The sequence below is a fragment of the Exiguobacterium sp. s22 genome, assembly GCF_018617455.1.
Classification (GTDB): Bacteria; Bacillota; Bacilli; order Exiguobacteriales; family Exiguobacteriaceae; genus Exiguobacterium.
Genome location: NZ_JACSKD010000003.1, coordinates 14,546 through 41,284 on the forward strand (window position 1 = coordinate 14,546; position 26,739 = coordinate 41,284).

The 26,739-nt window shown below is 47.5% G+C and carries 26 protein-coding genes, 1 riboswitch and 1 other annotated feature; of the genes, 13 read left to right on the forward strand and 13 right to left on the reverse strand.

The window, feature by feature from the left end; genetic code table 11:
• Positions 1 to 95: 95 nt before the first annotated feature.
• Complete coding sequence (locus KNO94_RS06520) at positions 96 to 1,073, forward strand: metal ABC transporter substrate-binding protein (protein WP_214778328.1); 978 nt, start codon at positions 96 to 98, stop codon at positions 1,071 to 1,073.
• A 38-nt stretch (positions 1,074 to 1,111) separates the two neighbouring features.
• Here the strand turns inward: KNO94_RS06520 and KNO94_RS06525 are convergent, their stop codons facing one another.
• The 5 genes from KNO94_RS06525 to KNO94_RS06545 all read right to left on the reverse strand — a co-directional run bounded on the left by KNO94_RS06525 (position 1,112) and on the right by KNO94_RS06545 (position 6,555).
• Entirely contained in the window at positions 1,112 to 1,558 is a 447-nt protein-coding gene (locus tag KNO94_RS06525) for a hypothetical protein (protein ID WP_214778330.1), read from the reverse strand.
• Between the two features lie 53 nt (positions 1,559 to 1,611).
• Positions 1,612 to 2,067: a hypothetical protein gene (locus KNO94_RS06530; protein ID WP_214742671.1), complete on the reverse strand. Its 456-nt coding sequence runs from the start codon at positions 2,065 to 2,067 to the stop codon at positions 1,612 to 1,614.
• 84 nt (positions 2,068 to 2,151) lie between these two features.
• On the reverse strand, positions 2,152 to 3,597 hold the full coding sequence (locus KNO94_RS06535; RefSeq protein ID WP_214778332.1) for an alanine/glycine:cation symporter family protein: 1,446 nt from the start codon (positions 3,595 to 3,597) through the stop codon (positions 2,152 to 2,154).
• A gap of 190 nt (positions 3,598 to 3,787) precedes the next feature.
• A complete protein-coding gene (locus KNO94_RS06540) occupies positions 3,788 to 6,253 on the reverse strand; it encodes a CoA-disulfide reductase (protein ID WP_214778334.1) in 2,466 nt (821 codons plus the stop codon).
• Positions 6,250 to 6,555, reverse strand: coding sequence for a rhodanese-like domain-containing protein (locus tag KNO94_RS06545; RefSeq protein ID WP_214742668.1), 306 nt, complete (start codon positions 6,553 to 6,555; stop codon positions 6,250 to 6,252). The genes KNO94_RS06540 and KNO94_RS06545 overlap by 4 nt, the downstream gene beginning before the upstream one ends.
• Before the next feature lie 276 nt (positions 6,556 to 6,831).
• Here KNO94_RS06545 and KNO94_RS06550 point away from each other — a divergent pair, with 276 nt between their 5' ends.
• The 3 genes from KNO94_RS06550 (at position 6,832) to KNO94_RS06560 (ending at position 8,635) form a co-directional block, all read left to right on the forward strand.
• The gene (locus tag KNO94_RS06550) at positions 6,832 to 7,098 is read left to right on the forward strand and encodes a metal-sensitive transcriptional regulator (protein ID WP_214695974.1); all 267 of its coding nucleotides are present in this window, start codon (positions 6,832 to 6,834) and stop codon (positions 7,096 to 7,098) included.
• 67 nt (positions 7,099 to 7,165) lie between these two features.
• Positions 7,166 to 7,597 (forward strand): type III secretion system chaperone family protein, encoded by a 432-nt coding sequence (locus tag KNO94_RS06555; protein ID WP_015880528.1) that lies wholly within the window; start codon positions 7,166 to 7,168, stop codon positions 7,595 to 7,597.
• A gap of 90 nt (positions 7,598 to 7,687) precedes the next feature.
• Positions 7,688 to 8,635, forward strand: coding sequence for a DUF4003 family protein (locus KNO94_RS06560; RefSeq protein ID WP_214778336.1), 948 nt, complete (start codon positions 7,688 to 7,690; stop codon positions 8,633 to 8,635).
• Here KNO94_RS06560 and KNO94_RS06565 read toward each other — a convergent pair.
• The gene (locus tag KNO94_RS06565; RefSeq protein ID WP_214742665.1) at positions 8,632 to 9,354 is read right to left on the reverse strand and encodes a YwiC-like family protein; all 723 of its coding nucleotides are present in this window, start codon (positions 9,352 to 9,354) and stop codon (positions 8,632 to 8,634) included. The two genes, KNO94_RS06560 and KNO94_RS06565, sit on opposite strands and share 4 nt — an antisense overlap.
• Positions 9,355 to 9,463: 109 nt before the next feature.
• Positions 9,464 to 9,649 (reverse strand): hypothetical protein, encoded by a 186-nt coding sequence (locus tag KNO94_RS06570; RefSeq protein ID WP_214778338.1) that lies wholly within the window; start codon positions 9,647 to 9,649, stop codon positions 9,464 to 9,466.
• A 197-nt stretch (positions 9,650 to 9,846) separates the two neighbouring features.
• Between KNO94_RS06570 and KNO94_RS06575 the strand changes: the two genes are divergently transcribed.
• Complete coding sequence (locus KNO94_RS06575; RefSeq protein WP_214778340.1) at positions 9,847 to 10,245, forward strand: hypothetical protein; 399 nt, start codon at positions 9,847 to 9,849, stop codon at positions 10,243 to 10,245.
• A gap of 11 nt (positions 10,246 to 10,256) precedes the next feature.
• Here KNO94_RS06575 and KNO94_RS06580 read toward each other — a convergent pair whose 3' ends face one another.
• From KNO94_RS06580 to KNO94_RS06590, 3 genes are all read right to left on the reverse strand, one after another.
• On the reverse strand, positions 10,257 to 10,889 hold the full coding sequence (locus KNO94_RS06580; protein ID WP_214778342.1) for a YitT family protein: 633 nt from the start codon (positions 10,887 to 10,889) through the stop codon (positions 10,257 to 10,259).
• Positions 10,890 to 11,137: 248 nt separating this feature from the next.
• Complete coding sequence (locus KNO94_RS06585; protein WP_214778344.1) at positions 11,138 to 13,261, reverse strand: MMPL family transporter; 2,124 nt, start codon at positions 13,259 to 13,261, stop codon at positions 11,138 to 11,140.
• Between the two features lie 91 nt (positions 13,262 to 13,352).
• A complete protein-coding gene (locus KNO94_RS06590; RefSeq protein WP_214778346.1) occupies positions 13,353 to 14,153 on the reverse strand; it encodes a hypothetical protein in 801 nt (266 codons plus the stop codon).
• Between the two features lie 126 nt (positions 14,154 to 14,279).
• Between KNO94_RS06590 and KNO94_RS06595 the strand changes: the two genes are divergently transcribed.
• Positions 14,280 to 14,444, forward strand: a complete 165-nt coding sequence (locus KNO94_RS06595) for a YycC family protein (RefSeq protein WP_015880521.1) — start codon at positions 14,280 to 14,282, stop codon at positions 14,442 to 14,444.
• A 15-nt stretch (positions 14,445 to 14,459) separates the two neighbouring features.
• On the opposite strand, the gene pulA is transcribed toward KNO94_RS06595, so the two are convergent.
• Complete coding sequence (gene pulA / locus KNO94_RS06600) at positions 14,460 to 16,457, reverse strand: type I pullulanase (RefSeq protein ID WP_214778348.1); 1,998 nt, start codon at positions 16,455 to 16,457, stop codon at positions 14,460 to 14,462.
• Between the two features lie 68 nt (positions 16,458 to 16,525).
• Between pulA and KNO94_RS06605 the strand changes: the two genes are divergently transcribed.
• Both KNO94_RS06605 and KNO94_RS06610 read left to right on the forward strand, forming a co-directional pair.
• Positions 16,526 to 17,017, forward strand: coding sequence for a YajQ family cyclic di-GMP-binding protein (locus tag KNO94_RS06605; RefSeq protein ID WP_214742658.1), 492 nt, complete (start codon positions 16,526 to 16,528; stop codon positions 17,015 to 17,017).
• A complete protein-coding gene (locus KNO94_RS06610) occupies positions 17,014 to 17,592 on the forward strand; it encodes a metallophosphoesterase family protein (protein WP_214778350.1) in 579 nt (192 codons plus the stop codon). The genes KNO94_RS06605 and KNO94_RS06610 overlap by 4 nt, the downstream gene beginning before the upstream one ends.
• Positions 17,593 to 17,634: 42 nt before the next feature.
• On the opposite strand, the gene argS is transcribed toward KNO94_RS06610, so the two are convergent.
• On the reverse strand, positions 17,635 to 19,317 hold the full coding sequence (gene argS / locus KNO94_RS06615; RefSeq protein WP_214778352.1) for an arginine--tRNA ligase: 1,683 nt from the start codon (positions 19,315 to 19,317) through the stop codon (positions 17,635 to 17,637).
• A gap of 57 nt (positions 19,318 to 19,374) precedes the next feature.
• Positions 19,375 to 19,586 (reverse strand) — a binding site (T-box leader).
• Positions 19,587 to 19,740: 154 nt separating this feature from the next.
• On the opposite strand from argS, the gene KNO94_RS06620 reads away from it, so the two are divergent.
• Together KNO94_RS06620 and KNO94_RS06625 are read left to right on the forward strand one after the other, a co-directional pair.
• A complete protein-coding gene (locus KNO94_RS06620) occupies positions 19,741 to 21,420 on the forward strand; it encodes a GGDEF domain-containing protein (protein WP_214778354.1) in 1,680 nt (559 codons plus the stop codon).
• A gap of 98 nt (positions 21,421 to 21,518) precedes the next feature.
• Positions 21,519 to 21,613: riboswitch (SAM riboswitch) on the forward strand.
• 67 nt (positions 21,614 to 21,680) lie between these two features.
• Entirely contained in the window at positions 21,681 to 22,964 is a 1,284-nt protein-coding gene (locus KNO94_RS06625) for a Na+/H+ antiporter NhaC family protein (protein WP_214778356.1), read from the forward strand.
• A 15-nt stretch (positions 22,965 to 22,979) separates the two neighbouring features.
• On the opposite strand, the gene KNO94_RS06630 is transcribed toward KNO94_RS06625, so the two are convergent.
• Positions 22,980 to 23,624 (reverse strand): TVP38/TMEM64 family protein, encoded by a 645-nt coding sequence (locus KNO94_RS06630; protein ID WP_214778358.1) that lies wholly within the window; start codon positions 23,622 to 23,624, stop codon positions 22,980 to 22,982.
• Between the two features lie 225 nt (positions 23,625 to 23,849).
• Here KNO94_RS06630 and trhO point away from each other — a divergent pair, with 225 nt between their 5' ends.
• The 3 genes from trhO (at position 23,850) to KNO94_RS06645 (ending at position 26,646) form a co-directional block, all read left to right on the forward strand.
• Positions 23,850 to 24,791, forward strand: a complete 942-nt coding sequence (gene trhO, locus KNO94_RS06635) for an oxygen-dependent tRNA uridine(34) hydroxylase TrhO (protein ID WP_214695947.1) — start codon at positions 23,850 to 23,852, stop codon at positions 24,789 to 24,791.
• Between the two features lie 126 nt (positions 24,792 to 24,917).
• Positions 24,918 to 25,331, forward strand: coding sequence for a divergent PAP2 family protein (locus KNO94_RS06640; RefSeq protein WP_214742651.1), 414 nt, complete (start codon positions 24,918 to 24,920; stop codon positions 25,329 to 25,331).
• A 91-nt stretch (positions 25,332 to 25,422) separates the two neighbouring features.
• Positions 25,423 to 26,646, forward strand: a complete 1,224-nt coding sequence (locus tag KNO94_RS06645) for a PucR family transcriptional regulator (RefSeq protein ID WP_214778359.1) — start codon at positions 25,423 to 25,425, stop codon at positions 26,644 to 26,646.
• Positions 26,647 to 26,739: the final 93 nt, after the last annotated feature.

Sequence of the window (26,739 nt, forward strand, 5' to 3'; positions counted from 1 at the left end):
GTGCTTTGAACGTCACACTATAATAATATTCGCAGTCATAAAACGTAACAGTTACGATTTAATATTCAGATAATTTGAAAGGTGGACGATGCAAGATGAAGAAGACTTGGTTAGGCGCTGTTGCGGCTGGCACACTTTTGCTTGGTGCGTGTGGGAATACCGAAGGAGACAACGCATCAGAATCAACAGACGAGCAATTGACCGTCTACGCTTCCACATTCGCTTTAAAATCAATGGCCGAAGAAATCGGAGGGGATCGTGTCAATGTGGAGATGGTCATTCCACCCGGAGCAGACCCACACACATATGAACCGACTTCGAAACAAATGACTCAAATCGCAGAAGCGGATCTCTTTTTGACAATCGGTCATGACCTTGAACCGTATGTCGAGTCTATGGAGAAGAGTTTAGAGGGACAGAACGTCGCCTTTGTCAAAACAGCAGAGGACGTGACACTACTCGATGCAACCGATACGGTCCATGTTCATGAAGAAGACGGTCATGAAGAGGATGGTCATTCTGAAGATGAGCACGCTGAAGAAGGACACGACCACGGTCAATATGATCCTCATGTTTGGCTCGATCCAATGAATGCTGTATCGATGGCAGAAGCTGTCGAAGCAGCATTTAGTGAGGAAGCACCCGACTATAAGGATGAATTCGCAGAACGATTGAGCACATTCAAAGACGAAGCGAACGCCCTCGATGCGGAGTTAAAAGCAGCCGTCGAGAACGGTTCGAAGTCCGAGTTACTCGTGACACACGCGGCATACGGTTATTTGGCTGAACGGTATGGTTTCGATCAGTTGCCGATCGCCGGCCTCACACCTTCTGAAGAACCGTCACAGCAAGCCCTCAAACGAATCATCGAAGAGGCCCGTCTTCATGACTTGAACTATATCGCTTTTGAAGATACGGTCACACCGAAAGTGGCCGAGGTCGTGAAACAAGAAATCGGCGCAGAAAGCGTGACGATTTACAACTTGGAATCTGTCACAAAAGAACAGATGGACAAGAGCTATTTTGACTTGATGCGTGAAAACGTCAAGGCACTCGAAACCGCTTTGAAATAATTAAAATCCCGAAACGAATTGATTCGTTTCGGGATTTTTTATGCTTCTACTCGACGGTCTAACGTCTTCATCGTAACGAGAAGCAGGAGCAGGAGCGATAAGATAACGCTCATCATCCAGAAATCCCCGTCCATGAAAAGGGATGGCGTCCACTCTCCCGTACTCAATCCTACCCACGCTTGACTGACGCCAACGCTAATCACTGCGATTATACCGAAACGAAACCATGTCATCTTTGGAACGAATCGCTTACTGACCAAGTAGCTGTTCAAAATCAATAGACCTACATAAGCGATCAACAGCAAACTCCACGCTGTGTCAAATAGGGCTGGTACCGTCCCACCCACCACCGCGTATCCCCATGTCATCAAAAATGTGACAAAGGAGATGAGTGTGATGTGATAAAGCGACTTGATTTTCGTTTGATACGCAAGGAACGGGTTGATGAGAATGCCAAGCCAGATGAGTATGCCGAACACGTCCATGATTGAATCCCCTTTTATCCATTTTTTAACATCATATCATAGGGAACTCACTTTTATTCATAATAAATGAGGACGAGCTCTTCTTGGGACGCGGCCGTCTCACAAAATTGTTGCAACCGGGTCCATTCTTCCCAAATCGTCTCGAATTCATCTTTTGGTACAAGCGCCATATCTTTCACGTCATCTCGCCCGAACGCATGCAACGTATCTTTGACGATATGAAGTAACTGCGGGGTCAAGATACCGACCACGACCGCCTGCGCTTCATTGACAATCAACTCTTCGCCGACGAGCGCCATTTCCATGTTATATGTGTCAGCCCCATCGATATACACCTCGATTTGACTGAGCACACGTTGAAACGGCTCCACATTCGGGAGCGTCAGTGTCTCGTCGCGGTCCCGATATTGCTCATGCATATGAATTAACCAATCTAAAATCATCTCTGGATCTTGATTAAACGACACCCAAACTTCTGGGGAAACACGTACATAATGCGTCGTCTCCATACATGAACGCCCCCTTTTTATGACATTACCCGTCTTGTATACGTAAAAAAACCGCCTACTTCAATTCGTAGACGGTTCCTTAGATCAAGAACGACTTGTTCCCGTTTGTTGTTCTTCTGTTTCGCTTTCCCAAGCTTCCACATACTCACGACCTGGAAGATTCTCAACTGAATCGACATAGAAGACCGGGTCTTCTCCTTTGCGTCGTTGTGACAAGTAGTCATCGAGAACGGCGCGGGCCACTTTCGCTAAGCGGAAGATGGCATATAAGTTCACGAGTGCCATGAGACCCATGAACACGTCAGCAATCGACCAGACGAGTCCAGCAGAACGGACGGCACCAAACAAGACCATTCCGACGACACCGATGCGATAGAGTGTGACGTAGATTTTTTTATCCGAGATGAACTGAATGTTCGTCTCGCCGTAGTAATAGTTTCCAAGAATCGAGCTGAAGGCGAACAAGAAGATCGCCATCGTCAAGAACGATGTCGCGACTGAACCAACTTCTGCCGTCAAAGCAGCTTGTGTCAATTCAACACCTGCGAACGACTCTGAACCAGCAACACCTGAAATCAAGATAATCATCGCTGTCGATGTACATACGAGCAATGTATCCACGAATACGCTAAACGATTGAATCAATCCTTGTTTGACAGGGTGCGATACTTCCGCTGTCGCAGCAGCGTTCGGTGCAGAACCCATACCCGCTTCGTTCGAGAAGAGACCGCGGCGAATCCCTTGGAGTACCATTGCACCGATTGCCCCTCCGAAGAGTTGCTCGATTCCAAGAACTCCTTCTGAGAAGATGAGACTAAAGACGTCTGGTAAAAGGGATACGTTCGTCACCATGATCCAAATCGCGAGCAAGATGTAGCCACCCGCCATGACTGGAACGATGATACTCGACAAGAGTGCGATTGATTGAATCCCACCAAAGACGACAATCGCTGTGACAACCGCTAGGACAACCCCGACGACCGTCGTGCTGATACCAAATTGGTTACTCACAGAAAGTGAAATCGTATTCGACTGGACCGAGTTGAACGCAAACCCGAATGAGAACGTGATTAAAATCGCGAACAAGACACCGAGCCAACGTTGACCGAGCGCACGCTCCATATAGTAAGCCGGACCTCCGCGCCATGTGCGTCCGTCACGGATTTTATACACTTGCGCCAATGTACTTTCGACAAATGCAGATGCCGCTCCAATCAAAGCGATGAGCCACATCCAAAAGACTGCCCCTGGGCCACCGAGCGCAATCGCTGTCGCCACACCGGCAATGTTCCCTGTCCCGACACGTGCTGCCGTCCCGATTGCGAACGCTTGGAACGAAGACACCTGGCCTTTTTCACGCTCTGTGCCTTCTTTGAACAAGAGGCGGAACATTTCAGGAATCATGCGGAACTGAACGAAGCCCATACGAACCGTAAAATAAAGACCTAATGCGACAAGGACGACGATAAGCACTTGCGACCACAACAAATCGTTCGCTTGCGAAACGAGTTTCTCTACCAATTTCTCCATACTAATCCTCCATCATTCTAAAAATCTCAACAGAAAAAGTCATGTCAACTTTTTTAACATGACTTGAATTATAGGTAAATTATACGAAAATTGCAATAATAATTCGTTTTTCAACGTCATTTCGGTTCTTTTGAAAAGCAAAAAAACGAGTCGGAAAGCTTATCGCAATCCGACTCGTTCTATATCTCATTTAGATAAAGAGGTTTAAGTTACCGCCCTCTGCTGCGCCGAGATACGCCGCAACACCACCAAGGTCGACCCCATCAATCAACTCTTCTTCTTTAATGCCCATGACGTCCATCGACATTGTGCAAGCTACCATCTTCACGCCTGCTTCTTGTGCCGACTTGATCATTTCTTCAACAGAAGGAACATTTTTGTCGCTCATGACTTTCTTCATCATTTTTTGACCGACACCACCGAAGTTCATGTTCGAGAGCGGGAGTTCGCCCGCATGCCCTGGCATCATCATGCCGAACATTTTTTCAAGACCTTGTTTCTTCACTTCCGGTGCGTCCGGTTTACGGATGACATTAAGCCCCCAGAATGTGAAGAACATTGTCACTTCTTTCCCCATTGCTGCAGCACCTTGCGCAATAATGAGGGATGCGAGTGCACGGTCGAGATCCCCACTGAAGACGACCATTGACGCACCGTCGCCTACAGGAGCGCCCGCTTGTGGTGCAGCCGGACCTTGTCCTTTTTGGAGAATTGCTTCAACTCGTCCGTTGACGAATTGTTTTGAGACAAGCTTGTTGCCCGTCTTTTTCGCCCATGCTTCGATATCGGCAAAGAATCCTGGATCACTTGCGAGGACGCGAAGCGTTTCGCCTTCCCCGAGTTCTGCAACTTTTTTATTTACTTCTAAAATTGGTCCCGGGCATTGTAGACCACATGTGTCTAACACGACCGCCTCGCCGATTGGAGCATTCGTCATTTGCGTTGGTTCCTCCTCTACAACGGTAGCCGCTGTTTCATTTGATGCGTTCGCTTCTTCAAGCGCCTCGAAATCACGATTGATCTGTGACCACGTTTTGTAGCCACCGCTCAAGTTTTTCACCTTGAAGCCGTTTTGGCGCAAAATGCGTGATGCGAGATAACCACGAAGACCCACTTGGCATGTCACATAAATCGTTTCATTCCGGTCATAGTTGTCCAAGTTTTCACGTAATGAGTTCAACGGTACGTTAATTGATCCTGGAATTTTTCCAAGCTCGTGCTCAGATTCATCACGAACGTCTAGTAACGTCGCTCCATTTTCAACGAGTTCATCAATCTCATCCCAATGTACGACTTCGTTATCACCGAGGACGACGTTCGACGCGACATATCCAATCATGTTCACCGGATCTTTCGCCGAGCTGAACGGTGGTGCGTAACTGAGTTCGAGGTCAGGCAGGTCAAGGACAGTCAAACCACCTTTCATCGCTGTCGCAATGACGTCGATGCGTTTGTCGACTCCGTTGATCCCCACACCTTGTGCACCGTAAATTTCACCCGTTGTCGGGTGGAACAAGAGTTTGAGTGACACAGGCGTCGATCCCGGATAATATCCTGCATGCGAACCTGGGTGCACGTGGACAGCTTCATACGTCTTACCAGCCGCTTTCAAACGTTTTTCATTCCATCCTGTCGATGCGACAGTCATATCAAATACTTTGGCGATTCCCGTTCCCATCGTTCCGTTATACTTCACGTCACGACCGTTAATGATATCGGCAACGAGACGACCTTGACGGTTCGCTGGCCATGCGAGTGGCACGACAGTTGGCTCTTTAAAGACGTAGTCGAGTACTTCGACCGCATCTCCGATTGCGTAAATATTCGGGTCTGATGTGAGCATTTTTTCATTCACGCGAATCGCGCCGCGCGTACCTGTTTCAAGACCTGCTTCACGCGCAATCGTCGACTCTGGTGTGACACCGATTGACATGATGACCATGTCTGTATCGATGACGCGACCGCTCGTCAAATGTACTTTCTTCCCTTTTTCAGAGAATGAAGAAACACCGTCTGACAGTTGAAGTTCGACGCCGTGCAGACGTAAATGTTCATGAATCGGTGCGACCATTTCACGGTCGAGTGGCGTCATGACTTGGTCTGCCATCTCGACGAGTGTCACGTCAACGCCGCGTTCTCGTAAGTTTTCCGCCATTTCGATTCCGATGAAGCCTCCGCCGATTACCGTTGCATGTTTTGGTGCTCTTTCATCGACGTAACCACGGATTTTGTCTGTGTCCGGAATGTTGCGAAGTGTGAAAATATCTTCTGCCTCGTCGATTCCAGGGATATTCGGACGAATCGGTTTTGCTCCCGGTGAAAGAATGAGGACATCGTACGACTCATCGTATGTTTCGCCTGTTTGGACGTGCTTCACCGTTACCGATTTCTCGTCACGATTGATTTTTACGACTTCCGTCAAGTTGCGGATATCGAGTTGGAAACGTTTGTTCATTCCTTCAACCGTCTGAACGAGCAACTTTTGACGATCTTGGATGACGTCCCCGATATAGTATGGAAGACCACAGTTCGCAAATGAAATATATTCTCCACGGTCAAACATGACAATTTCATTTTCTTCATTTAAACGACGAAGACGTGCCGCTGCAGATGCACCACCAGCTACTCCACCAACGATTACGATTTTCTTGCTCATTGTCCATTTCCTCCTCTGACAACTTCTCCTGGCCAACTCATTAAACCATCTTCTATATTGACCACTTTATAGCCTTTCGCCTCCATTTGCCAAGTCGCTTGCGTGCTTCGTGCACCAGAGCGGCAAAGAACGACATATTCTTCAGTTGGATCGAGTGTGTCAATCCACGTTGTGATTTCTGATAACGGATAGTTTTTGGCACCTTCGATATGCGCTTCTTGAAACTCGTCACGTTCTCGAACGTCGACAATGTTTACAGGCACTTCAAAGTCCATTTGACGTTTTAAAGCAGATGCTTTCATCGTTAATCTACCTTCCTTTTTCGATTCAATCTATACCATTCGGCTTGGTAGCTGGCGTTCAACAAGTTTGTGATTTGTTGAACATTTCGCTTCCACGTCATTAATATACCCCCTTAGGTATGCAATTGCAAGAAATAAGTTTGACGAAATATAGAATATTTTATTCTAGTCTTCTCAAGTAGTTGATGCTCGACACATACTCCCCCATGTATTAAGATGAGCCTACATATTAAATAGTTGGGTAACTGAACAATTTTTACTATAGAGGTGAAGGACATGGAACAATATCAATACGATCCGAAAGTATTGAATCGCATGAAACGGGTAGAAGGACAAATTCGAGCCATCATCCGCATGATGGAGGAAGGAAAGGAATGTCGTGATGTCGTGACGCAACTGAGCGCCGCACGCTCCGCACTCGATCGCGCGTCTACGATCATCGTGGCCAAGAACTTAGAGCAATGTATCATCACAGCACAAGCAGATGGCGAAGATACATCCGAAACGGTAGAAGAAGCTATTAAAATGCTGATGAAACGCTAGTTCCCCTTGCTTTCCCTGCCCAAATGGGGGAAAGTTAGAGTAACGACTTACTAAGGGGGATTTCCTTGTGAACTTCGAAGAAAAAGTAGAATCATTTAGAGCGCTTGCCGCTGAACGCAACATGACGTTCAAAGAAAGCGACACTGAAACGCACGTCACGTTTTTGACGCGTGAAACAACAAAATCCGGGGCTCAGCCCGTTATGATTATCGCTTTTAACAAAAAGACGACAGACGCTGAGTTATACGCTGCTACCGTCACGCACGTCCCAGACTATGTAGAAGACTTACCGATTCTCAATGCCTTGAACGAGTTCAACCAGGAGTTCAAGTACTTCCGTTGTGTACTCGACAGCGATCGCGATGTCACACTCGCATCGACACTCGACCTCGATCTTGGTTTCTCACCAGAGATCATCTTGCAACATTCATTCATGATGTTCCAAGCGGCAGATGAAGTGAACGAGTACATGCAAAAATTGTATACACAAGTACAATAATGAAAAGCCGTCCGGAATTTTTCCGAGACGGCTTTTTTTGAAACATCTTTTCATCCCAGTTCGTATAGCTAACCGAGGAGGCGATTCGATATGACACAATATGAACGCTATGTAGAGGCACTAGACGCCATCAAGGCAGCAACGAAATGGGAACTGACGGATGACTTCCGGCGCTTGATGGCCATTCATTATGCGATTCACGACACCCCGTTCGAAGCATCTCGATTTTCGAACGCACGCGATGTATTAAAGCGAAAAACGAAGATGTTCTCGAAATTTCGAGGCAGTCAAAATCTCGTCTGGCTCTCGTTTCTCGATGCCAAATATGAGGACATCGAGACCGCAATCGACGAGGCGCTCCGACTCGATACGTTACTCGACCGGAAACATTTCCGTTTCAGTTCACTGCGTCCCTTTTTAGCGAATCAACTGATCAATGTCGAGGAACCGGAGCGACGACTCGATGAGGCGACCGAACTATATCAAACGTTTAAACAACATCATCCTTGGTTGACGAGCGAGGAAGACTTGTTGTCGGCGCTCGTGCTCGTTCAAGCGTTTGACGACGTCATTAATTTAAATGAACGGATTGAGCAACATTATACGTTATTAAAAGATCGGCTACCGAAGTCAAACGAACTGCAACTCGTCTCGCACCTCTTGACGTTTAGCGAGTCCTCACCCGAAGAAGCAGTTTCTCGACTGCTGGCATGGAAATCGCAATTAGATGAAGTGAATATCTCGATTCGTCGTGAGCACTTACCCGCACTCGCACTACTTAGCATCGTTACGGAACCGAATACGAGTACCTTGCACGCCGTTCAAGAAATCGTGAATGCCGAAAAAGAAAAGCAACGTTGGTTCAACACACATAGCGTGCTCGTCGCGCTTCAACTCGTAGCGGCCGAACGCATAACGAGCGAAGCGAGCGATTTATTGCTACACGGTACGTTCGCCCACTTATTGGCGATGCAACAAGCGGCGACCGCTGCTACGACTGCTGCCGTCCTCGCGAGTACTTCGTCATCTGCAAACTAAATCAGGAGATATGTCGCGAGCCACGTTAATACAAAAATCGAGTTAGCGATTTCCACAATCCCAATCTTCATGATTGGGATCTTTTTGCCGTAGAACCAAACAGCGCGTACCAGACTTGGTGCATAAGCCAATGCGAGTAGAGGATAACCTAGTGTAATGAAAACGATGATTAGTAACATATGATACCCCCACGAAAGGTTTCGATACGTGAGGCTCTGCTTTTCACGGATCATCGTCTTGACGAAAAAGATGCTTCCGAGGAAATAGAGGTATGGTAAAACGAATACCCATATAATCGTTTCATCAAAGACGTGTGTTCCGTGGTAATAACTCGCCATTCCTCCGATACAGAATGACGTGACGGCACTGACGTCGTTCCACACGTTTCGCTCATCTTTGATTTTGGCAAAGTAGGCGTTCACGAGACCGAATGGAATCATCGCAAAAGCGAACCAGATGAGACTCCATTGCATCCATAGGACTGGAATGATGGATAATGTAGCAATCATCAGATAGATCATCACTGTGCGTAAAAGCTCACGCGATTTCTTACGTTGTTTGATGTATTGGAACAAGAAGAATGTTCCCATATAAACAAATAGCCATGCAATGGCAAAAGGCATATGTGTCCACGTCCATCCTCCGACCGTTCCTCCAAGAACGAACGGCAAAATGAGCATCGACCATGCCCCATGTTGTGTTGGAATCATCCATTTCATCACCTATCACTCCTTCATCCACTAGTGTAATGGATGGTGATAGCATGCGCTGTGAGGTTTAGCACAAATAACGAAAAAGAAAAATAGGTAGCCTCAGCCACCTATCTCATCACATTGCCTGTTTCTTATTTTTAGCATAGTTTGTCACGTATACAACTCCGATGACAGATAACGTCAAGATTGCAAGACCGTTCACCAACGTCTTGAGCGTGTGTAGCCCATCAACGTTGTTCACGACCATCACTGCCATGAGTAATACGAGGATACTAAAGTTGACAATATTTCGATTTTTCATAAGATGCACCTCTCATTTCTAGTCATCCTCCATGATATCATCATCAGTGAATAAAAAGTTATTTTTTGTATGTTTTAACCAAATACCTCATTTATACTAAATGAAAATGTATAAATTGTTCAGTGAGGTGAAATTCGATCATGTTTTTACTGCCACAAGATCGAAAGGGCCGTTTTATCTTCAAGTGTATTCTCGGCATGAGTCTTTTTCTACTTTTTATCGGACGAAGCGAAGTCCCTCTACCCATTCACGCAACGACTTCTTTCGTCCCATTCGAGATTCAAAGCCCCACGCAGCTTCCTTTTGTCACCGATAGTGAATATGCTCATCTCGTCAGCTTAAGTCGGGTCGAACTCGTTTATCAAAATGATGAGCAGTCTATTACCGTATGGGCAACTACTGAACTAGGATGGCACCATACTGAAACGTGGGAAGCATATGCTCAAACCATTCAAGGTTCTCCTGTATACCTCAATGAGACCGATGAACTCACCGTGCTCAGTTGGCAACAAGATGGCGTCGAATATGCAATCGACTACAAAGGAGATCAACTTTCGAAACAAGACTTGTTTGACATCGCAGTTTCGATGAACTAAAAAAAACGATCTCACGCGAGATCGTTTTTTGGTGTCCAATTTGGTACGACAGGTGTCACTTTCGGCTCATCGACGACGAGCATTTTTGTGACGACTCGTCCGGCGATTGACACCGCAAGAAGTGTATAGAGCGCATTCGATAATGGTAGATAAATGAGTGAGATCCCAAGGACGATCACATCAAAAACAATCAAAATCGTACCGACCGACACACCTGTCCACTTCGATAGACCTAGGGCGAATAAATCGTCGCCTCCCGTTGCCGCACCTGACTTTAAGACGAGACCGAGACCATATCCGGTCACAATCCCACTGGCAATCGCAGCGAACAACGTCGCTGGCCACACTTGAATCTCAAACGTGAGCAAGTCGAGACGGTCCCACATCGCATAACTGAGCGACAAGGACGAAGCGGCTAGTACCGCTTGCCCGACAAAACGCCATCCTTTCCACCACAAAGCGACGATAAAGAATGGGATGTCGAGCACGATCATCGAAATCGCCGGGTCGATATCAAATAAATAACGACCGAGTAGCGATAATCCGACGAACCCGCCTTCCGCCAAACCAAACTGTTCATTCAAATAATAATAACCGAACGCCATGATCAGCGTTCCGAGCACTATGGTAGCAACTCGTTTCATTCCGATTGTCCTCCCCGTTCTTGACGGAGAGGAGAATCCTCAGTCGTAGCCGCGGTTCCATCTGTTCCATCTCCGATCTTCCGTTTGTTGATTGATACACGTGGTTGTGATCAGTCAACGCTAGAAGTCCGGAAGTTGGAACAGAGGCCATGTCCTCTCGGTATCCATAAAGACCTTCCTTTCTCAAATTGCGCGTAATCTTGTAGGTAGTTTACCACACCTTTTGATTCAGTTCATGAATTTTACCTTTAGTGCATGTTACGTTTCGGTAAATTTTTCTTCCCAAACCACCACCAGTTCCAATCCCCGAACAGTTTCATAAGGGACGGAACGAGCAAGATCCGGATGATGGTCGCATCAATAAAGATGGCGAGCGCAATCCCCACACCAAGCTGTTTGATTGGACTGACACCCGTGAAGGCAAAGGCACCCGTCACGACGATCATAATGATGGCGGCCGAGGTAATGATCTTACTCGTTTTCGCCAGTCCCATCTCTGTCGCAAAATCATTGTCGTCTGTCTCGCGGTAATATTCCTCGATTCGTGAAACGAGAAATACCTCATAGTCCATCGATAAGCCGAAGACGAGCGAGAAGATGAAGACCGGTGTCAATATACCGATGGTTTCGGCATCATAGATGTACCCTGATTCAAAGATGATGACGAGTAAGCCGAACGTCGCCCCAAGACCAAGCACGTTCATGAGAATGGCCTTGATCGGAATCAAGATAGAGCGGAACGCCCACATGAGGATGAAAAAGGTCGCCAAGATAACCGTGATCACCGCGTAGGGAATGCTATCATAAATTTCGTCATAAATTTCTTCATTGAAAGCTGCCGGTCCACCGACTTCAAACCCCTTGTCTCGCCAATCCCGTACGAACGCTTGCGCTTTTTTATCGCTCGGAGGTACATCGAAGCTAACATTCACGAGTGCCAAATCTGTATTCCCGTCAAGTGTCACGAGGCGCTCAAGCGGGGCGAGTTGTTCCGGCGCTGTCTCGGCGAGTTGTATAAAGGTCTCAGGTGCCAGACCAGACGTCGTCAAAAAGGTCGAAACGTTAGAGACGATATCGACTTCATTCAACTCATCTGTAAGACTCGTCAATTCTTCTAAAATCATCGGGTCGGTCAAATCATTCGCTTCGAACAGAATGACCGCGTCAGTCGAGTTGTCTCCAAACACATCATCCCATCGTTCGAGCGCCGCCCGCGATTCATAGGAAGTCGGGAGCGCATCCGCATCTGGAATGTTCAACTCCAAGTCACGCACGAACCAAAGACTCGGAAGAAGAATCAATAACGCAACAAGCGTCATCGTCACCGGACGTTTCATCACGAAGCGCGCCAGCTTTTGCCAACGCTTTTCAGAACGTGTTTCGTCCGACTTGATGATTCGCCCTTTATTCAATGCATCGCCGACCAAGTAAAGAGATGCCGGCAATAGCGTTAGTGCGGACAATACAGCCCCCGCAACGGCAATGAGGGCACCGAGCGCGACCGCCTGGAAGACGTCCACTTGAATGAACAATAGGCCAGCCAATCCCACAAAGACGCATAGTCCGGAGAAAAGAATGGAGCGCCCCGCTGTCGCGACAGTCCGAACGATCGCCTCTTCTCTCGATTGACCACGCGTCAACTCTTCTCGATACCGATTGACGAATAAGAGTGAAAAATCAATACCGAGCGCAATGGCAATCATCGCCACGGCGTTCAAGACGAATATGGATAATTCCATGTTTTGCGCAAAAAAGAATAGCGATCCCGCTGCTACAATAAAGGTAATCAGTCCGACAAGTAACGGCATGAGCGCAGCGAGTGGCGTGCCGAAAACGAGTAATAAGACGACAAGTGCAACCGGAATCCCAATCAACTCCGCTCGAATCAAGTCATTTTTCGACGCCTCGTTCAAGTCGTCCGCAAAGACCGGTTCCCCTGTCAAACGAACTTCGGTATCCGTATCTACGATGAGCGCGTCCCGCACGGCATCGATTGACGATTCCGCCGCATCATAATCTTCGAATTCCAGCACGAAATAGGACACATCCCCTGAACGAGCATCGGGATTCTCCGCCGGGGTAATCACGCCGTCAATTGAAGAAATTGCTTCAAAGCGGTCTTGTTGTTCTTCCATGACCGCATCCAAATCTCCATCTTCGAATAAGACGATCATCGAAGCACCCGCTCGATCAAATCGTTCATTTAACGTATCCTCTACTTGTTGGAAACGTCCATCTTGAATGGCAAACCCATTTCCTCTCAACTCGCCCGGGAGCTGTAGCCCGAAATAGACTGAACCCGCGAGTAAAATCGCCCATATGAGTAATACGCCGTACCGAAAGCGAACCAACTGCCTACCTAACCATTCCATTGATGTCACTCCTCCCTGTCTATCCATCTACTTCCCGTTTCTCTCCTCTTTCATCGTGGCTTCATAAAAAATTCCCGAACCGTTCACCGGTTCAGGAACCTTGGCGTTCAAAGACTTGAAGCCAGCTATGACAAAATCGTGGTGGTGCGGACAAAACAGCGAGTCGATCGCCTCGCTTGTCTAATAACATCACTTTCAATAATTGATTGTCTGCACACACGCTTGAAGAAAACAGTTCTCGATCCCGATGAAACAGTTGAAACGATTCCGTTGAAGTGATGGCTGTCGTATCTCCGACTTGGTCAAGAATGACCGTTTCCCGATTCCCTTCATACGGAATACGCCAACTCTCATTCGTCTTCACATTGTTGATTAAAAAGTGATGCGTTCGTTCATCGAACAAGGTCACACATGTTTCTGGTGTAAATCGCTCAAAATCATACGTACCTTGATACGCCATTTCGATGATTCTTCCAAACACCGGAACTTCTTCATAGCGACTATATCGAAACGTATAATCGTGGAGATTCAGAGCCACGACATCTGATTCAGCTGAATATAAATAGATGTCATCGTCCTGCCAATAGTGCAAATTGCTAAACCAATCCCCAATAAAACGTTGCGGAATGGCATGTGTTTCCATCTGTCCTTTTTGTAAATCAATCACTCCGTAAAGTCCTCTGTCCCGGAACCATGCTACGGCACGTGCCGCACTCGGCTCCACATATAAGGCGCACGGGGTCCATTTCCAGTCAATCTCCCAGCGAATTTGAGACGACTCGTCAAAGAACATAAATCCGGTTTGCGCCAAGTACAACATCCAACCTTCACCGATACGTTCTAACCATTCGATCGTTTGATGAAATTGAAAGTCTGCTGTTTGTTTGTACATTTGATCACTTCCTAATTTCAGCTTAGCAACGACCGAAACGAAATTCGATTTTGAATGTGTTCATTCAACACATTTTCAATTTTCCTGTATACTGACGGTATAGACATACGCGAAAGGAGAACACCAATGCGTCCATTACAATTATCGCCAGAGACCGCGGTTGAACTCGCAAAAAAATTAAACGTCCCGCTCGAGGAACTGATGCATATGCCAAAACACATCCTCGTTCAAAAAATGATGCAACTCGAGGCATCTCAATCAGAGGAAGACACACCAAAGGAGACGGATTAACGTCTCCTTTTTTGGTTACTGCTCTTTGCGCTTGCGCTTCTTCGATACATACCAGAGACCACCGATTACGGCGAGTGCGGCTCCACCAGCCACAGCGTACTTGCTGTAATCCGGACGACGTTCGGTCACGACAAGAGTCGAAAGTGGCGCGACTGTCATATGACGCTCCTCGATTTGACGTGGTGCCGTCAAGTTGACAGTATGGTCTTCTACATTTACCTCGAACTTACCAGACGGAAGTTTGACCTCGACCGCCTCCTCGAGTGCGTTATGGTATACGATATGTCGTTCCACATATCCTTCCACGTGACGGCTCAATTCAAATGCAATCACACCTTCTGCTTCATCAAAGAAACGTAAGTGTTTACGAATCTGTTCCGTGTTCTCGAGTCGGAAGAGTGGATATTGCTTCCGCAAACGCAAGAGACCTTTCACATATTCCACACTCGGCGCTTCTTGTTCAGCTCGGGTCCAGTCCACACGGTTGACGACTTCGCCTGAGTTGAAACTGTTCTCATCCCCGTCTTTTGTCCGGAAGAACTCCTGTCCACTGTGGAGGAACGGAATTCCTTGGCTTAGAAGCACAATCGAGGTCGCCAAACGGTGGCGACGGCGACGTGTCGTCTCATCATCTTCCGGATTCGTCACGGATAATTTGTCCCAAAGTGTCAAATTGTCATGACATTCCACATAGTTGACGACCTGGTTCGGCTCATCAGCGAAACTTTGGCTCGTGATCCCACCAGCAATCCCGCGTTTCACGTCGGCCGTCATATCCGTGTTTCCACTTACCCAGCCAGGTAAGTCTTCGATGAAGACATCTCCATGGACACCGTCTCGAATCCCATCATTGAATTGAGCGATGCGTGGCATCTTATGCGCATTATGTTGGTTCGCTTTTTTACGGACCGGGAGTGGCGTATCCAAATCCCATCCTTCCCCGATGACAAGAATCGATGGGTCGACACGGTCGAGCGCTTTCCGAATCTGGTTCATCGTTTTGACGTCATGGAGTCCCATCAAATCGAAACGGAACCCGTCAATCATGAATTCTTTCGCCCAGTACGTGACACATTCAATCATGAGCTTCCGCATCATCGCGCGCTCAGATGCCGTATCATTCCCGCATGCTGAGCCGTCCGCAAGCGTTCCGTCTTCATTTAATCGATAGTAATAGTCCGGGACAAATTGACCGAGCGGTGTCGTCAACGCATCATGCGTATGGTTGAATACGACGTCCATGATGACACGGATGCCTCGGTCATGAAGTGCCTGGATCATTGCTTTGAGTTCAATGATCCGTGTCGCCGGGTCATCCGCCGACGAAGCATAAGAACCTTCGACCGCAAAGTAATGAACCGGATCGTAGCCCCAGTTATAGTTGTCTTCCCCTTCACGTGACTCATTCACCGAGCCGTAGTCAAAGAACGGCATCAATTGAAGATGTGTGATTCCGAGTGACGTAATGTAATCGAGTCCGGTCGGGTAACCGCTCGTGGTCGTCGTACCCGTCTCGGTCATCCCTAAGAACTTCCCACGGTGTGTCGCCCCGCTCTCCGGATGACTCGTCAAATCACGTACGTGCGCCTCATAGATGACCGCCTCTTGTGAAGAATTGAATAACGGACGTTCTTTGATCCAATGGTCCGGGTTCAAGGATGCCGGATCGAGCAGACATCCTCGTTTCCCGTTCACTCCGACGACTTTTGCATACGGATCGAGCGACTCTACTTTTTTCCCATCAATCAGCGCTTCAAATACATAAAATTGACCTTCGAATAAGGCACGGTCGAGTTCAATCACCCACGTCCCCTTCTCGGCCGGCTCGAGCTCAAGTCGTTCAAACTTACGGGCACGAGCTGTGCGATATAGCTTCACCGACATCTGTTCCGCTACCGGAGACCAGACGCGTAGTCGAATCTGTTCCCCTTTGAACGTCACCCCTAGGTCTTTTCCGTGATAGGCAACGTGATCTAAGTCTGCATGTGTGTGTTGATCCATTGTACGTTCCATCTCTTCACTCCTTCACTGCTTCAAATCTGCTATCATTATAACAAAACCAGACAAAGGATGGATGAAACATGGCAAAAGACAATTCTTTCGATATCGTGTCAGAAATGAATCTTGAAGAAGTGAAGAACGCGATTCAAATCGCGGAGAAGGAAATTTTGAACCGTTACGACTTCAAAGGATCCAAGAGTGAGATGTCGCTCGACAACGGGGACCTCGTCCTCATCTCGGATGACGACTACAAACTCGAACAATTAAAAGACGTCTTGATCACGAAGTTGATCAAGCGCGGCGTCCCGACAAAAAACCTCGACTATCAAAAAGTAGAGGGCGCACTCGGTGGCACTGTTCGTCAACGTGTGAAACTGAAGAGCGGCATCGACAAAGATGACGCGAAAAAAATCAACAACGCCATCAAAGAATCAAAACTTAAAGTCAAATCGCAAATTCAAGACGATCAAATCCGAGTGACGGGGAAATCTCGTGACGATCTTCAAGCCGTTATGCAGCTCGTTCGTGAACTCGAGTTGTCTGTCGACGCCCAATTCACGAACTTCCGATGAAACTCGCGATCATCAGTGACCCGCACGGTTCGTTTGATGATTTAAAGGCCGTTCTCGATGACGTTCGGCGCGAAACCGAGCATATTCTCTGTCTCGGTGACCTGTATGAATGCCATATCGGAAAAAAACGACGTCACGAGCGCTTTCATCATGTGGAAGACGTCGTGACATACGATCCGAACTATGAAGCATTACTCACGTTCCCGAGTCTACGGGGCAATCAGGAAGAGCGAATTGACGAGGTGCTCGTCATCGACCACCCTGTGAAAACACGGATTTCCTTATTGCCGGAACAGACGACTCTTGGCGAAGCACGCTTTTTACATGGGCATCAAGTGAAATGGAACGAAAACTGGGAACCCGTTGTCGAGAAAGCGAAATATCCGCTCGTCTTCATCGGACATAGTCACATTCCCGGGATTTACCGGAAAGGAAAATCCTTGCCGTGGGAAATCGGGACACCGTTCCATTTGAAGAAAAAACGATATGTCATCAACGTCGGTGCCGTCATCTTCGATCGGGAATGGTGTCTCTATGATACGGAAGCCCGAACGGTGACGCGGATGAAAGTGTGAATACAAAAAAGGACCTCATTTTTTGAGGTCCTTTCGTCTGTCTTACATTTCTTCCGGCGCTTCGACACCGAGTAAACGGAGCCCTTCTGTCAATACGAGCGTCACTGCCTTGACGAGAGCGAGACGCGATTGTTTGCTCGCATCTTCCTCTAGGACGCGGACGTGACCGTAGTACTTGTTGAACGCTTGCGCGAGGTCGAGTACATAGCGGCTGATGATGGATGGTTCGCGACGTTCATGCGCACGTGTGATGACGTGCGGGAACGCGTTGAGCATCGTGACGACACCCCATGAGTAATCATCGTCTGCACCAGTGAACGATGAACCATCGTAGTTCCCTTTACGGAGGAGTGAGTTTGCACGAGCATTCGTGTATTGGACGTAAGGTCCTGTCTCCCCTTCGAACTTGAGCATGCTGTCGAGATCGAACTCGATGTTGTTGATGCGTTCGTTTTTCAAATCGTGGAAGACGACCGCGCCGACACCGACCATGCGTGCGACGTCTTCTGCGTTCGCAAGATCCGGGTTCTTCTGTTCGATGTTCGCCTGTGCTTTTTCGATTGCTTCTTTCAACACTTCCTCAAGAAGAACGATGCGTCCTTTACGTGTCGACATCTTTTTCCCTTCTTGCAAGATCAAGCCGAACGGCACGTGATGCATGCCATCAACAAAGTCATATCCGAGCTTACGAAGAACCGAGAAGAGTTGTTTGAAGTGAAGCGCCTGTTCACCACCGACGACATAGTTCGCTTGGACGAAGTTATACGTCTCGTAGCGATAGATCGCCGCTGCCAAATCACGTGTCGCGTACAACGTCGCGCCATCTTTTTTCTTGATCAAGCATGGTGGCAAGTTCTCCTCTTCGAGCGAGACGACCATCGCCCCTTCACTTTCCACTAAGAGGTTTTTCGCTTCGAGCATCTCGACGACGCGTCCCATTTTATCGTTATAGAAGGCTTCCCCGTTGAAGCTTTCGAATTTCACTCCAAGGAGGTCATATACTTTCTGGAACTCTTTGAGCGACTCGTCACGGAACCACTGCCAAAGCTCTGTCGCTTCCGCGTCACCATCTTCAAGCTTTTTGAACCAAGCACGACCTTCGTCTTCGAGTTCTGGTTGTGTCTTCGCCTCTTCGTGGAAATGGACGTATAATTTTAAAAGTTCTGCGATCGGATTGGCGCGTACCGCTTCCTCATCGCCCCACTTCTTGTAGGCGACCATCAATTTCCCAAACTGAGTGCCCCAGTCTCCAAGGTGGTTGACGCCGACGACGTCATATCCGTTTTTACGTGCGATTTGGTTGATTGCATTCCCAATCACCGTCGAACGCAAGTGACCCATCGAGAAAGGCTTCGCAATGTTTGGTGACGAGAAGTCCGTCACAATCGTTTCGTTGCGTGCCTCATGTGTCGCATACTCTGATTTCTCATCGAGCACGGTGTTGATGATTTCTTTTGATACGACATCACGGCTCAAGAAGACGTTGACGTAAGGTCCCGCCGCCTCCACTTTCGTGAACAATGCATCGTTCAATTCATTTGCGATATCTGTCGCAATCATGACAGGTGCTTTTCGGTAAGCTTTCGCCAATTGGAAACACGGGAACGCGAGATCACCGTGCGCCTCGTGTTTTGGCTTCTCAATCAATGCTTCAATTTGGTCAATCGTGAGTTCTTCACCGATGACACGGGATAGTGCTTCTGCATATTTGCGTTCATAACTCATCTGTATGTCCTCCTTCTTCAATAACAACTCATAAAAAAAACGCCCTTTGCATAGATGCAAAGAGACGGGAATTCCCGCGGTACCACTCTTCTTGCCTGCATGATGCAGACCGCTTTATGGTGATAACGGTTCCCTCCGGCTATGCCTACTCTCGTTTCGGATAGCATCTCAAAAGTGCGTTTCGCGACGTTTGTCAGCCCAGGCTCTCACCAATCCCCAGGTCGCTTTGTTGACTAAACCATCGTTACTCTCTTTTTCATCGACTTTCGTCTATGCGGTTGAAAAGCAATTTCATTATAGAGGATATTCCCTATATACTCAATGCTAGAATTCAAGCATCATAGAAGAGAAGCAGGACTCACACGAAATCGTGACGAATCTTTATATTATATTCTTGAAATTTCCCATGCTAGGAGGGAACGCATGAACCACTTCCGCAAGATGTCCGTGCTCGGTTGGAGTATATGGAGTGTTTTATTCATCTTCACCATCGGATTATTTGCATTAGATGTCTTACACGCCCCGACCATCGATCCGTTGTCCTTTATTCTGATTTCGTTACTCGTCATCATTTTTCAACTTGACTCGATTGAGGTCAAAGGTGTGTATTTTACATTCTCTGAAAGTATCGTCTTAATCTTATTTTTATTCTTCGGATTTGAAACGGCGCTTATCGTGAACCAAATTGGACTATTCGTCTTCCAATTCGCTAACTTGAGACCAAAAGTCGCCATACGCCGCTTTCGGTTCACCTATCCGTGGAACGCCATTACGGCATACCTGGAAATCGTCATTCCCGTTGCTGTCTATCTTGCACTCGGCGGCGAGACCGGTCTCGACTTTTATTCGCAAGAGTCATTCGTCCCACTCGCCGGACTGTTTCTTGCTATCTTTTTAAATACCATCTTTCAAAAGTATCAGGTGAGATGGTGGTTCCGTGTCGACATCGCTTTGAGCGACTTTTTGAAGATTGCCTTTTACACGTACGTCGTCAGTTTGATTTTCATCTTAGCGGCAGCGTTTTTCCGAGAGACGAATTTACTTGTCGTCAGCAGCATCGCCGCTGCGTTGACGTTCTTTATCAAGCGACTTCTCATTCAAAAGGAGCGACAAGATGCGTTTAAATCGTTAATTGAGCAATACGATGAGGCGAAAGAGGCTGTATCGTTATCACAAAGCGAGGCACAAGCCATCGAAGTCTTTTTAAGTCAATGCGAACAATTGAACCATTACGATGAAGGATATGTTGAGTTCAAACTGTTCGATCGTACACTCTACTTCGACTTAAAGACGCGACAACCGATTGATCGACCCGTCGCATTCGCGTTGCTCGACATCAGTCAACCGGTGGAACCTGTCCTCGACTACGAGATGCGATTCGAATGGGATGCCTCACTCTCTGACGCATTCCACGACGATTATCACAGTTTCGTCTCAATTCGTTCAGAAGAGATTGAAGGAATCCGTACGTGGATTGTGATGACCGGAGAACCTGTCTATGGATATCCAAAGATCATCCAACATGAAATCATCAAGTTGTTAAAATCGTTCAACCGGACCATCAGCCGCTGTCATGAACGTGACCGTCTGTATACCGAGAGCCGGACGGATAGTTTGACACTTCTCGCCAATGCACGCGCCTTCTATGAGTACGGGATTCAGCAAATTTCTGATGTCTCAATGTATCCGATTTCCGTTGCCATGCTCGACATTGATTTTTTCAAAAAAATCAATGATACGTACGGTCATCAAGTCGGTGACCAAGTGTTGCAGGAATTTGGTCGACGCATTAAACAAGTGCTTCGCGTCGATGATTTTGCTGCCCGTTACGGCGGTGAGGAATTCATCTTACTTCTCAATCATTGCGATGTGACGCAAGCAATCGAAGTCGCCGAACGAATCCGTCATCAAATTGAAGCGACACCATTCATCGTTGATCACCATAATATCTCTGTGACTGCTTCGATTGGTGTCGATACAATTGAGTCGTTTGGGAACAAACGTCTAGACGATACCATTCGAAACGCGGACCGAGCACTTTACGTTGGCGGGAAATATGCCGGACGTAACCGTGTGGCACACTTTAATCATTTAACGACTTGAACTCCTCTTTCTCACATCGAATTGGGGAGTTTTTAGGTTGACAAGCCAATTCGAAACAGGTACGTTAGGGAACGTGTTTACTAATTGGATAGATTCACTTTTTATCGAGAGAGACGGAGGGACTGGCCCTGTGAAGTCTCGGCAGCGGGGAACCTGTGCCAAATCCAGCGAGCGAATGCTCGAAAGATGAAAAGGGTATTTCAGACGAAGGACCTTTTTCTTAAGAAAAGGTCCTTTTATTTTTTAGTGAGGTGAATATAGTGGAACAACCAACAGCAAACAAATGGGCACTCTTGCCGTTACTGATCTTCTTGCTCTTTTTCATTGGGGCGGGTGTCTATTATGGGGACTTTTATAAGTTTCCCGTACTCGTTGCGGCTATCATCGCCTTGATGGTTGCAGCATTCATGACCAAAGGTAGTGCCACCCAAACCGTGGAGCGAATCGCGCAAGGAGCCGGTAACCCGGGTATCATCATCATGATTTTCATTTTCTTACTGGCTGGCGCATTTTCAACGGTAGCGGAATCCATCGGAGCGATCGACGCGACAGTCAATGCCGCCTTGACGCTATTACCACCATCGCTTCTCTTGAGCGGGATCTTCGTGATCGCTGCCTTCATTTCAATGGCAATGGGCACATCGACAGGAACAATTGCGGCACTCGCACCAATCGCTCTCGGCATTCACGAAGAGAGCGGCGTGAATGTCGCCATCGCTGCCGCTGCAGTTGTTGGCGGAGCCATGTTCGGGGACAACCTTTCATTTATCTCGGACACGACCATCGCCGCCGTAAGGACGCAACGGACGAACATGCGGGATAAATTCCGAACGAACTTCTGGATCGTGTTACCGGCCGCGATCATTACGACGATTTTACTCGCGGTCTTGTCGAACGGTGAATCGACAGTCGATGTCGCCGCATTCGAATGGTATAAACTCATTCCGTATCTCGCGGTTATCGGCCTGGCGTTAACGGGACTGAACGTCATTCTCGTCCTGTTGGGCGGAATCACGCTAACAGGAATCATCGGCCTCCTCGACGGAAGCTTGTCGGTCACGGCGTTCGTGACAGCCATTGCGGACGGGATGATTGGCATGGCCGAAATTTCATTCCTAACGTTACTCATGGGTGGTCTCGTGGGACTCATTTCCCATAACGGCGGACTTACGTATTTACGTGATGCATTGACATCACGGATCCAAAAACGTGCCGGTGCCGAATGGAGTATTGCCGGTCTCGTCAGTGCAACGAACGTGGCGACCGCGAACAACACGATTTCCATTCTCGTAGCCGGACCGCTCGCCGCAAACATCGCAGACGAATATGACATCGAACGGAAAAAGTCAGCGAGCGTACTCGATATCTTCTCATGTGGGGTACAAGGAATTCTCCCATACGGGGCACAACTTCTCATCGCTGCAGAACTAACGAAGACCGCTTCGCCTGACCTCGTCCCGTTCATGTTCTATCCGTTCCTCCTCTTTATTTGCGGAGGAATCGCCATCGCATTCAATTTCCCACGTTTCAAAAAACAGTCATAATCAAAAACACCCCTTTCATAGGGGTGTTTGTCGTTTAGTGACCATATCTTGTTTCAACTGCTCGTTTCGTTTTTTGAACGCGCGTCGTTTGAGCACTTCTTCAAGTCCTCGACTGATGCCCCATAGTGCGACCAAAAGTAGACCGAGCATCAGTAAACGAAATGGGCTTTGAATAAATTCTTCCCATTGATCCCCGATGACTGAGAAAATCAAGACGACGAGTAATTTACCAAATCCCGCTGCCAAAACGAATGTACGAAGTGGCATTTGAATAATCGCTAACAAGTAAGTGATCAGACTGACCGGAATGAACGGGAGTGAGTATAGGAACCCAAGTGAAATCGGACTCATGTGATTGATTCGTTCTAGCCAATACACGGCTGCCTTATGTCTCTCAAGCCAGCGTGTCATCGGTTTTCGGAAGACATATCGGACAGCTGCGAAGACTACGAGCGTCCCGAGGAGATTCCCGATCCATGACAAGAGAACGCCTAACAGAAATCCATATGTCGCTGCATTGGCCGATATGATTAAAACGAGTGGTAAAAACGGAAAAATCGCTTCTAAAAACGGCGCACCAAGTCCGGCCCAAGGACCCCCAGGCAAACTTTGAAGCCATTCAATCAATTGGATGATGTATTGTTGGAGAGAATTCAGCATAGTCGTTCCACCTTCAACTTTCATTACTACTCTATTCCCCGAATTCGATTCACAAGACGCATCTCCCTGCATTCGTCAAAAAAAATTAAAAACCATTTGCGAAAATTCGTCGTGATATTTATCATATAATAATGGACTTGTGGTTGCAGGCAAGTTCATTCGTCGAACGACACAACCCAACGTTCGTTTTCCTGCAAAAAACTGAACACAGGGGAGCAACACAATATGGAAACAAAACCAATGCGGGTCTTGCTGTACTATAAGTACGTCAACATCGAAGACCCAGAAACACTCACGCAAGAACATTTGAAGTATTGCAAGGACCTCGGCATCAAAGGACGCATCTTGATTTCCTCCGAAGGAATCAACGGGACGTGCTCTGGTACGTGGGAACAAACTGAGCAATACATGAATGACTTGAAAGCAAACCCACTCTTCAGCGACATCGAGTTCAAAATCGATGAAGTCGAAGAACATGCCTTCAAGAAAATTTTTGTCCGTCACAAGAAAGAACTCGTGACGTGGCGCTTTGATGGTGAGTTTGATGTACCGAAACAACACGGTGCATATCTCGAACCAGCAGAATGGAAAGAGATGATGAATCGTGATGATGTCGTCATCCTCGACGTTCGTAACAACTACGAGTACGAACTTGGTCACTTTAAAAACGCGATCAAAATCGATGTAGAGGCTTCACGTTACATGCCAGAATGGCTCGAAGAGAACAAGGACCTCTATGAAGGGAAAACACTTCTCACGTACTGTACTGGTGGCGTCCGTTGCGAGAAATTTACAGCATATATGCGTGACCAAGGTCACGACAACATCTTCCACCTTAAAGGTGGCGTCGCGATGTACGGAAAAGACGAAGCGACAAAAGGCGAAAACTGGGATGGCGAGCTATACGTCTTTGACGAGCGCATCAACGTCCCGGTTAACTCCGTGAACCCGACTGTCGTCTCGCATTGCATGCATTGCGGAACCGAGACGGTTCGTTATGTTAATTGTGCTAACCCGGAGTGCAATGTACAACACTTCTGTTGTGAAGAGTGTGAACCAAAACAAATGCGTTCATGCTCGAAAGAGTGTCAAGAACACCCACGCAACCGTTATATCATTGACAACATTGCTGAGAAACTTCAGGAAACTGAAGGAGTAGTCGGGTAACAAAAATCGACCAGAAGGTGTCATGGATGACTTGTCCATGACACCTTTTTTTGACGAAATCTTAACGTCTAGTCTGCGCTTCTTTCGGGTATAGTCAAGATACCATGTCAGACAGGAAGTGAATGCATGTTTAACGAACCTTTACTCGCCGCAATGCTCGCTTGGTTCATCGCGCAAGCTGCTAAACTCGTAACAGAACTCATTAAAACACGGGATTTTGAAATTGAAATCATGTTCGCTTCAGGTGGCATGCCTAGTTCACACTCGTCTACGGTTGTCGCACTCGCAACTGCCATCGGACGTATGGAAGGCATCGACTCGGGCCTATTCGCACTCGCCGTCGTCTTTGCCACGATTGTTATGTATGATGCGACCGGAGTTCGTCAAGCGGTCGGTTTCCAAGCCCGACTCTTGAACGATTATTTTAAAGGGATCAAACATGAGACCCCGCTCTTGAACGAGCTCGTCGGTCACACACCTTTTCAAGTCATTGTCGGAGCCTTGCTCGGTCTGGCCGTCGGATTATTTTTCCCTATGTGATGAATAGAAGGTATGTCATTTCTCACACTCTCGATTCTTTTTGTGAAGTTTCACAAAGAAGACGGTATACTCAGAGTGAGGAGGAATCGACATGCCTTTTTTGCAGAAATCATACGAATCACTCGATACACTCGCCGAAGCGATTGGACAGGCCATTCGAGCACCGATCACCATCGAAAACCGCCATCATCAATTACTTGCGTACAGTACACATCCCGATTCAACTGATCCGGCCCGAATTGCGACCATCATCGGTCGTCGTGTCCCGGAAGCCGTCATTGAAGATTTATGGGAGAGTGGCATTTTGCGAGAAGTGATTGATCAGGACGAACCCGTTGTCATCCCCGCCCGACTCGCTGTCGGTTTAGGGGAACGTGCTGCAGTCGTCATTAAACAACATGATGAAGTACTCGGCTATATTTGGAGTTTGGCCCGAACAAATCCGTTCACCGACCAAGAGTTGGCGATCCTTCAAGAAGGTGCGAACATTGCGAAGAAATTACTCATGACCATCGCAATGCATGAGCGACGGATTAATGCCGAACTTGAACGCTTTTTGCTAGATGTTCTCGCTTCACCCACACTTTCCGACCCGAATCGTGAACGATTAAACGAACTCGCTCCTATCGCGGTCGCCAGTCGTTTGACGATTATTGATTGTAGCCAACCGATCACCCCTCAACTGGCTGAACGTTTGCATTACGTCCTTGCGACCCAAGAGGCAATCGAAGTCGTTCTACACGCCATCGATGGTCAGCAGTTACTGGTCTGGCACTATATGAAATCTGAGCTCTCTGATGAGGAGACAGAATTACTGGCTTGGGCTGAACGATTCGAACAGTTGCTCCAAGACAAATTCGCCGAGTCTGAACCTCGACTGGGAATTAGTCGACGCTTTTTCGAAAGTGATACGTTATATGCGGCAGCCGAAGAAGCGAAACGTGTTACGACCTTACGTCGTAAGTTCCCTCTTGAACTCTCAAACGCTCGTTCTTTCGAACAAATCGGCATCTATCAGCTTGTTCCCGAGCTCGCACGTCGCATCGGATTACGTCTTGAGACACATCCGACGATTGAACGTCTGCAACAATATGATTCATCCCATCAGACCGAACTCGTCACGACACTCGAATGGTATTTTTACTTCGAAGGAAACGTAAAACGAGTCGCATCTCACCTACACATCCATCCGAATACCGTCCTGTACCGGATTCGACGAATCGAAGAACTGACGAATATCACGCAAGTATCGTTACCAGAACGCGCCATGATTTACTTAGCGATTAAAGCCGGTCAATATCGCTTAGAAGACTAGACGCTCACTTTGTGTTTTTTCACAAGGTGAGCGTCTTCATTTTTAGAATCCATGATAAAGACAGCGCTTTCGGATGGGTCTATACTAGGGGTG

What these genes read in the sequence shown, in the direction of transcription:
- KNO94_RS06520 (WP_214778328.1), top strand. Translation starts at nt 96, where the DNA reads ATGAAGAAGACTTGGTTAGGCGCTGTTGCGGCTGGCACACTTTTGCTT.
- KNO94_RS06525 (WP_214778330.1), bottom strand. Translation starts at nt 1,558, where the DNA reads ATGGACGTGTTCGGCATACTCATCTGGCTTGGCATTCTCATCAACCCG.
- KNO94_RS06530 (WP_214742671.1), bottom strand. Translation starts at nt 2,067, where the DNA reads ATGGAGACGACGCATTATGTACGTGTTTCCCCAGAAGTTTGGGTGTCG.
- KNO94_RS06535 (WP_214778332.1), bottom strand. Translation starts at nt 3,597, where the DNA reads ATGGAGAAATTGGTAGAGAAACTCGTTTCGCAAGCGAACGATTTGTTG.
- KNO94_RS06540 (WP_214778334.1), bottom strand. Translation starts at nt 6,253, where the DNA reads ATGAGCAAGAAAATCGTAATCGTTGGTGGAGTAGCTGGTGGTGCATCT.
- KNO94_RS06545 (WP_214742668.1), bottom strand. Translation starts at nt 6,555, where the DNA reads ATGAAAGCATCTGCTTTAAAACGTCAAATGGACTTTGAAGTGCCTGTA.
- KNO94_RS06550 (WP_214695974.1), top strand. Translation starts at nt 6,832, where the DNA reads ATGGAACAATATCAATACGATCCGAAAGTATTGAATCGCATGAAACGG.
- KNO94_RS06560 (WP_214778336.1), top strand. Translation starts at nt 7,688, where the DNA reads ATGACACAATATGAACGCTATGTAGAGGCACTAGACGCCATCAAGGCA.
- KNO94_RS06565 (WP_214742665.1), bottom strand. Translation starts at nt 9,354, where the DNA reads ATGAAATGGATGATTCCAACACAACATGGGGCATGGTCGATGCTCATT.
- KNO94_RS06570 (WP_214778338.1), bottom strand. Translation starts at nt 9,649, where the DNA reads ATGAAAAATCGAAATATTGTCAACTTTAGTATCCTCGTATTACTCATG.
- KNO94_RS06575 (WP_214778340.1), top strand. Translation starts at nt 9,847, where the DNA reads ATGAGTCTTTTTCTACTTTTTATCGGACGAAGCGAAGTCCCTCTACCC.
- KNO94_RS06580 (WP_214778342.1), bottom strand. Translation starts at nt 10,889, where the DNA reads ATGAAACGAGTTGCTACCATAGTGCTCGGAACGCTGATCATGGCGTTC.
- KNO94_RS06585 (WP_214778344.1), bottom strand. Translation starts at nt 13,261, where the DNA reads ATGGAATGGTTAGGTAGGCAGTTGGTTCGCTTTCGGTACGGCGTATTA.
- KNO94_RS06590 (WP_214778346.1), bottom strand. Translation starts at nt 14,153, where the DNA reads ATGTACAAACAAACAGCAGACTTTCAATTTCATCAAACGATCGAATGG.
- KNO94_RS06595 (WP_015880521.1), top strand. Translation starts at nt 14,280, where the DNA reads ATGCGTCCATTACAATTATCGCCAGAGACCGCGGTTGAACTCGCAAAA.
- pulA (WP_214778348.1), bottom strand. Translation starts at nt 16,457, where the DNA reads ATGGAACGTACAATGGATCAACACACACATGCAGACTTAGATCACGTT.
- KNO94_RS06605 (WP_214742658.1), top strand. Translation starts at nt 16,526, where the DNA reads ATGGCAAAAGACAATTCTTTCGATATCGTGTCAGAAATGAATCTTGAA.
- KNO94_RS06610 (WP_214778350.1), top strand. Translation starts at nt 17,014, where the DNA reads ATGAAACTCGCGATCATCAGTGACCCGCACGGTTCGTTTGATGATTTA.
- argS (WP_214778352.1), bottom strand. Translation starts at nt 19,317, where the DNA reads ATGAGTTATGAACGCAAATATGCAGAAGCACTATCCCGTGTCATCGGT.
- KNO94_RS06620 (WP_214778354.1), top strand. Translation starts at nt 19,741, where the DNA reads ATGAACCACTTCCGCAAGATGTCCGTGCTCGGTTGGAGTATATGGAGT.
- KNO94_RS06630 (WP_214778358.1), bottom strand. Translation starts at nt 23,624, where the DNA reads ATGCTGAATTCTCTCCAACAATACATCATCCAATTGATTGAATGGCTT.
- trhO (WP_214695947.1), top strand. Translation starts at nt 23,850, where the DNA reads ATGGAAACAAAACCAATGCGGGTCTTGCTGTACTATAAGTACGTCAAC.
- KNO94_RS06640 (WP_214742651.1), top strand. Translation starts at nt 24,918, where the DNA reads ATGTTTAACGAACCTTTACTCGCCGCAATGCTCGCTTGGTTCATCGCG.
- KNO94_RS06645 (WP_214778359.1), top strand. Translation starts at nt 25,423, where the DNA reads ATGCCTTTTTTGCAGAAATCATACGAATCACTCGATACACTCGCCGAA.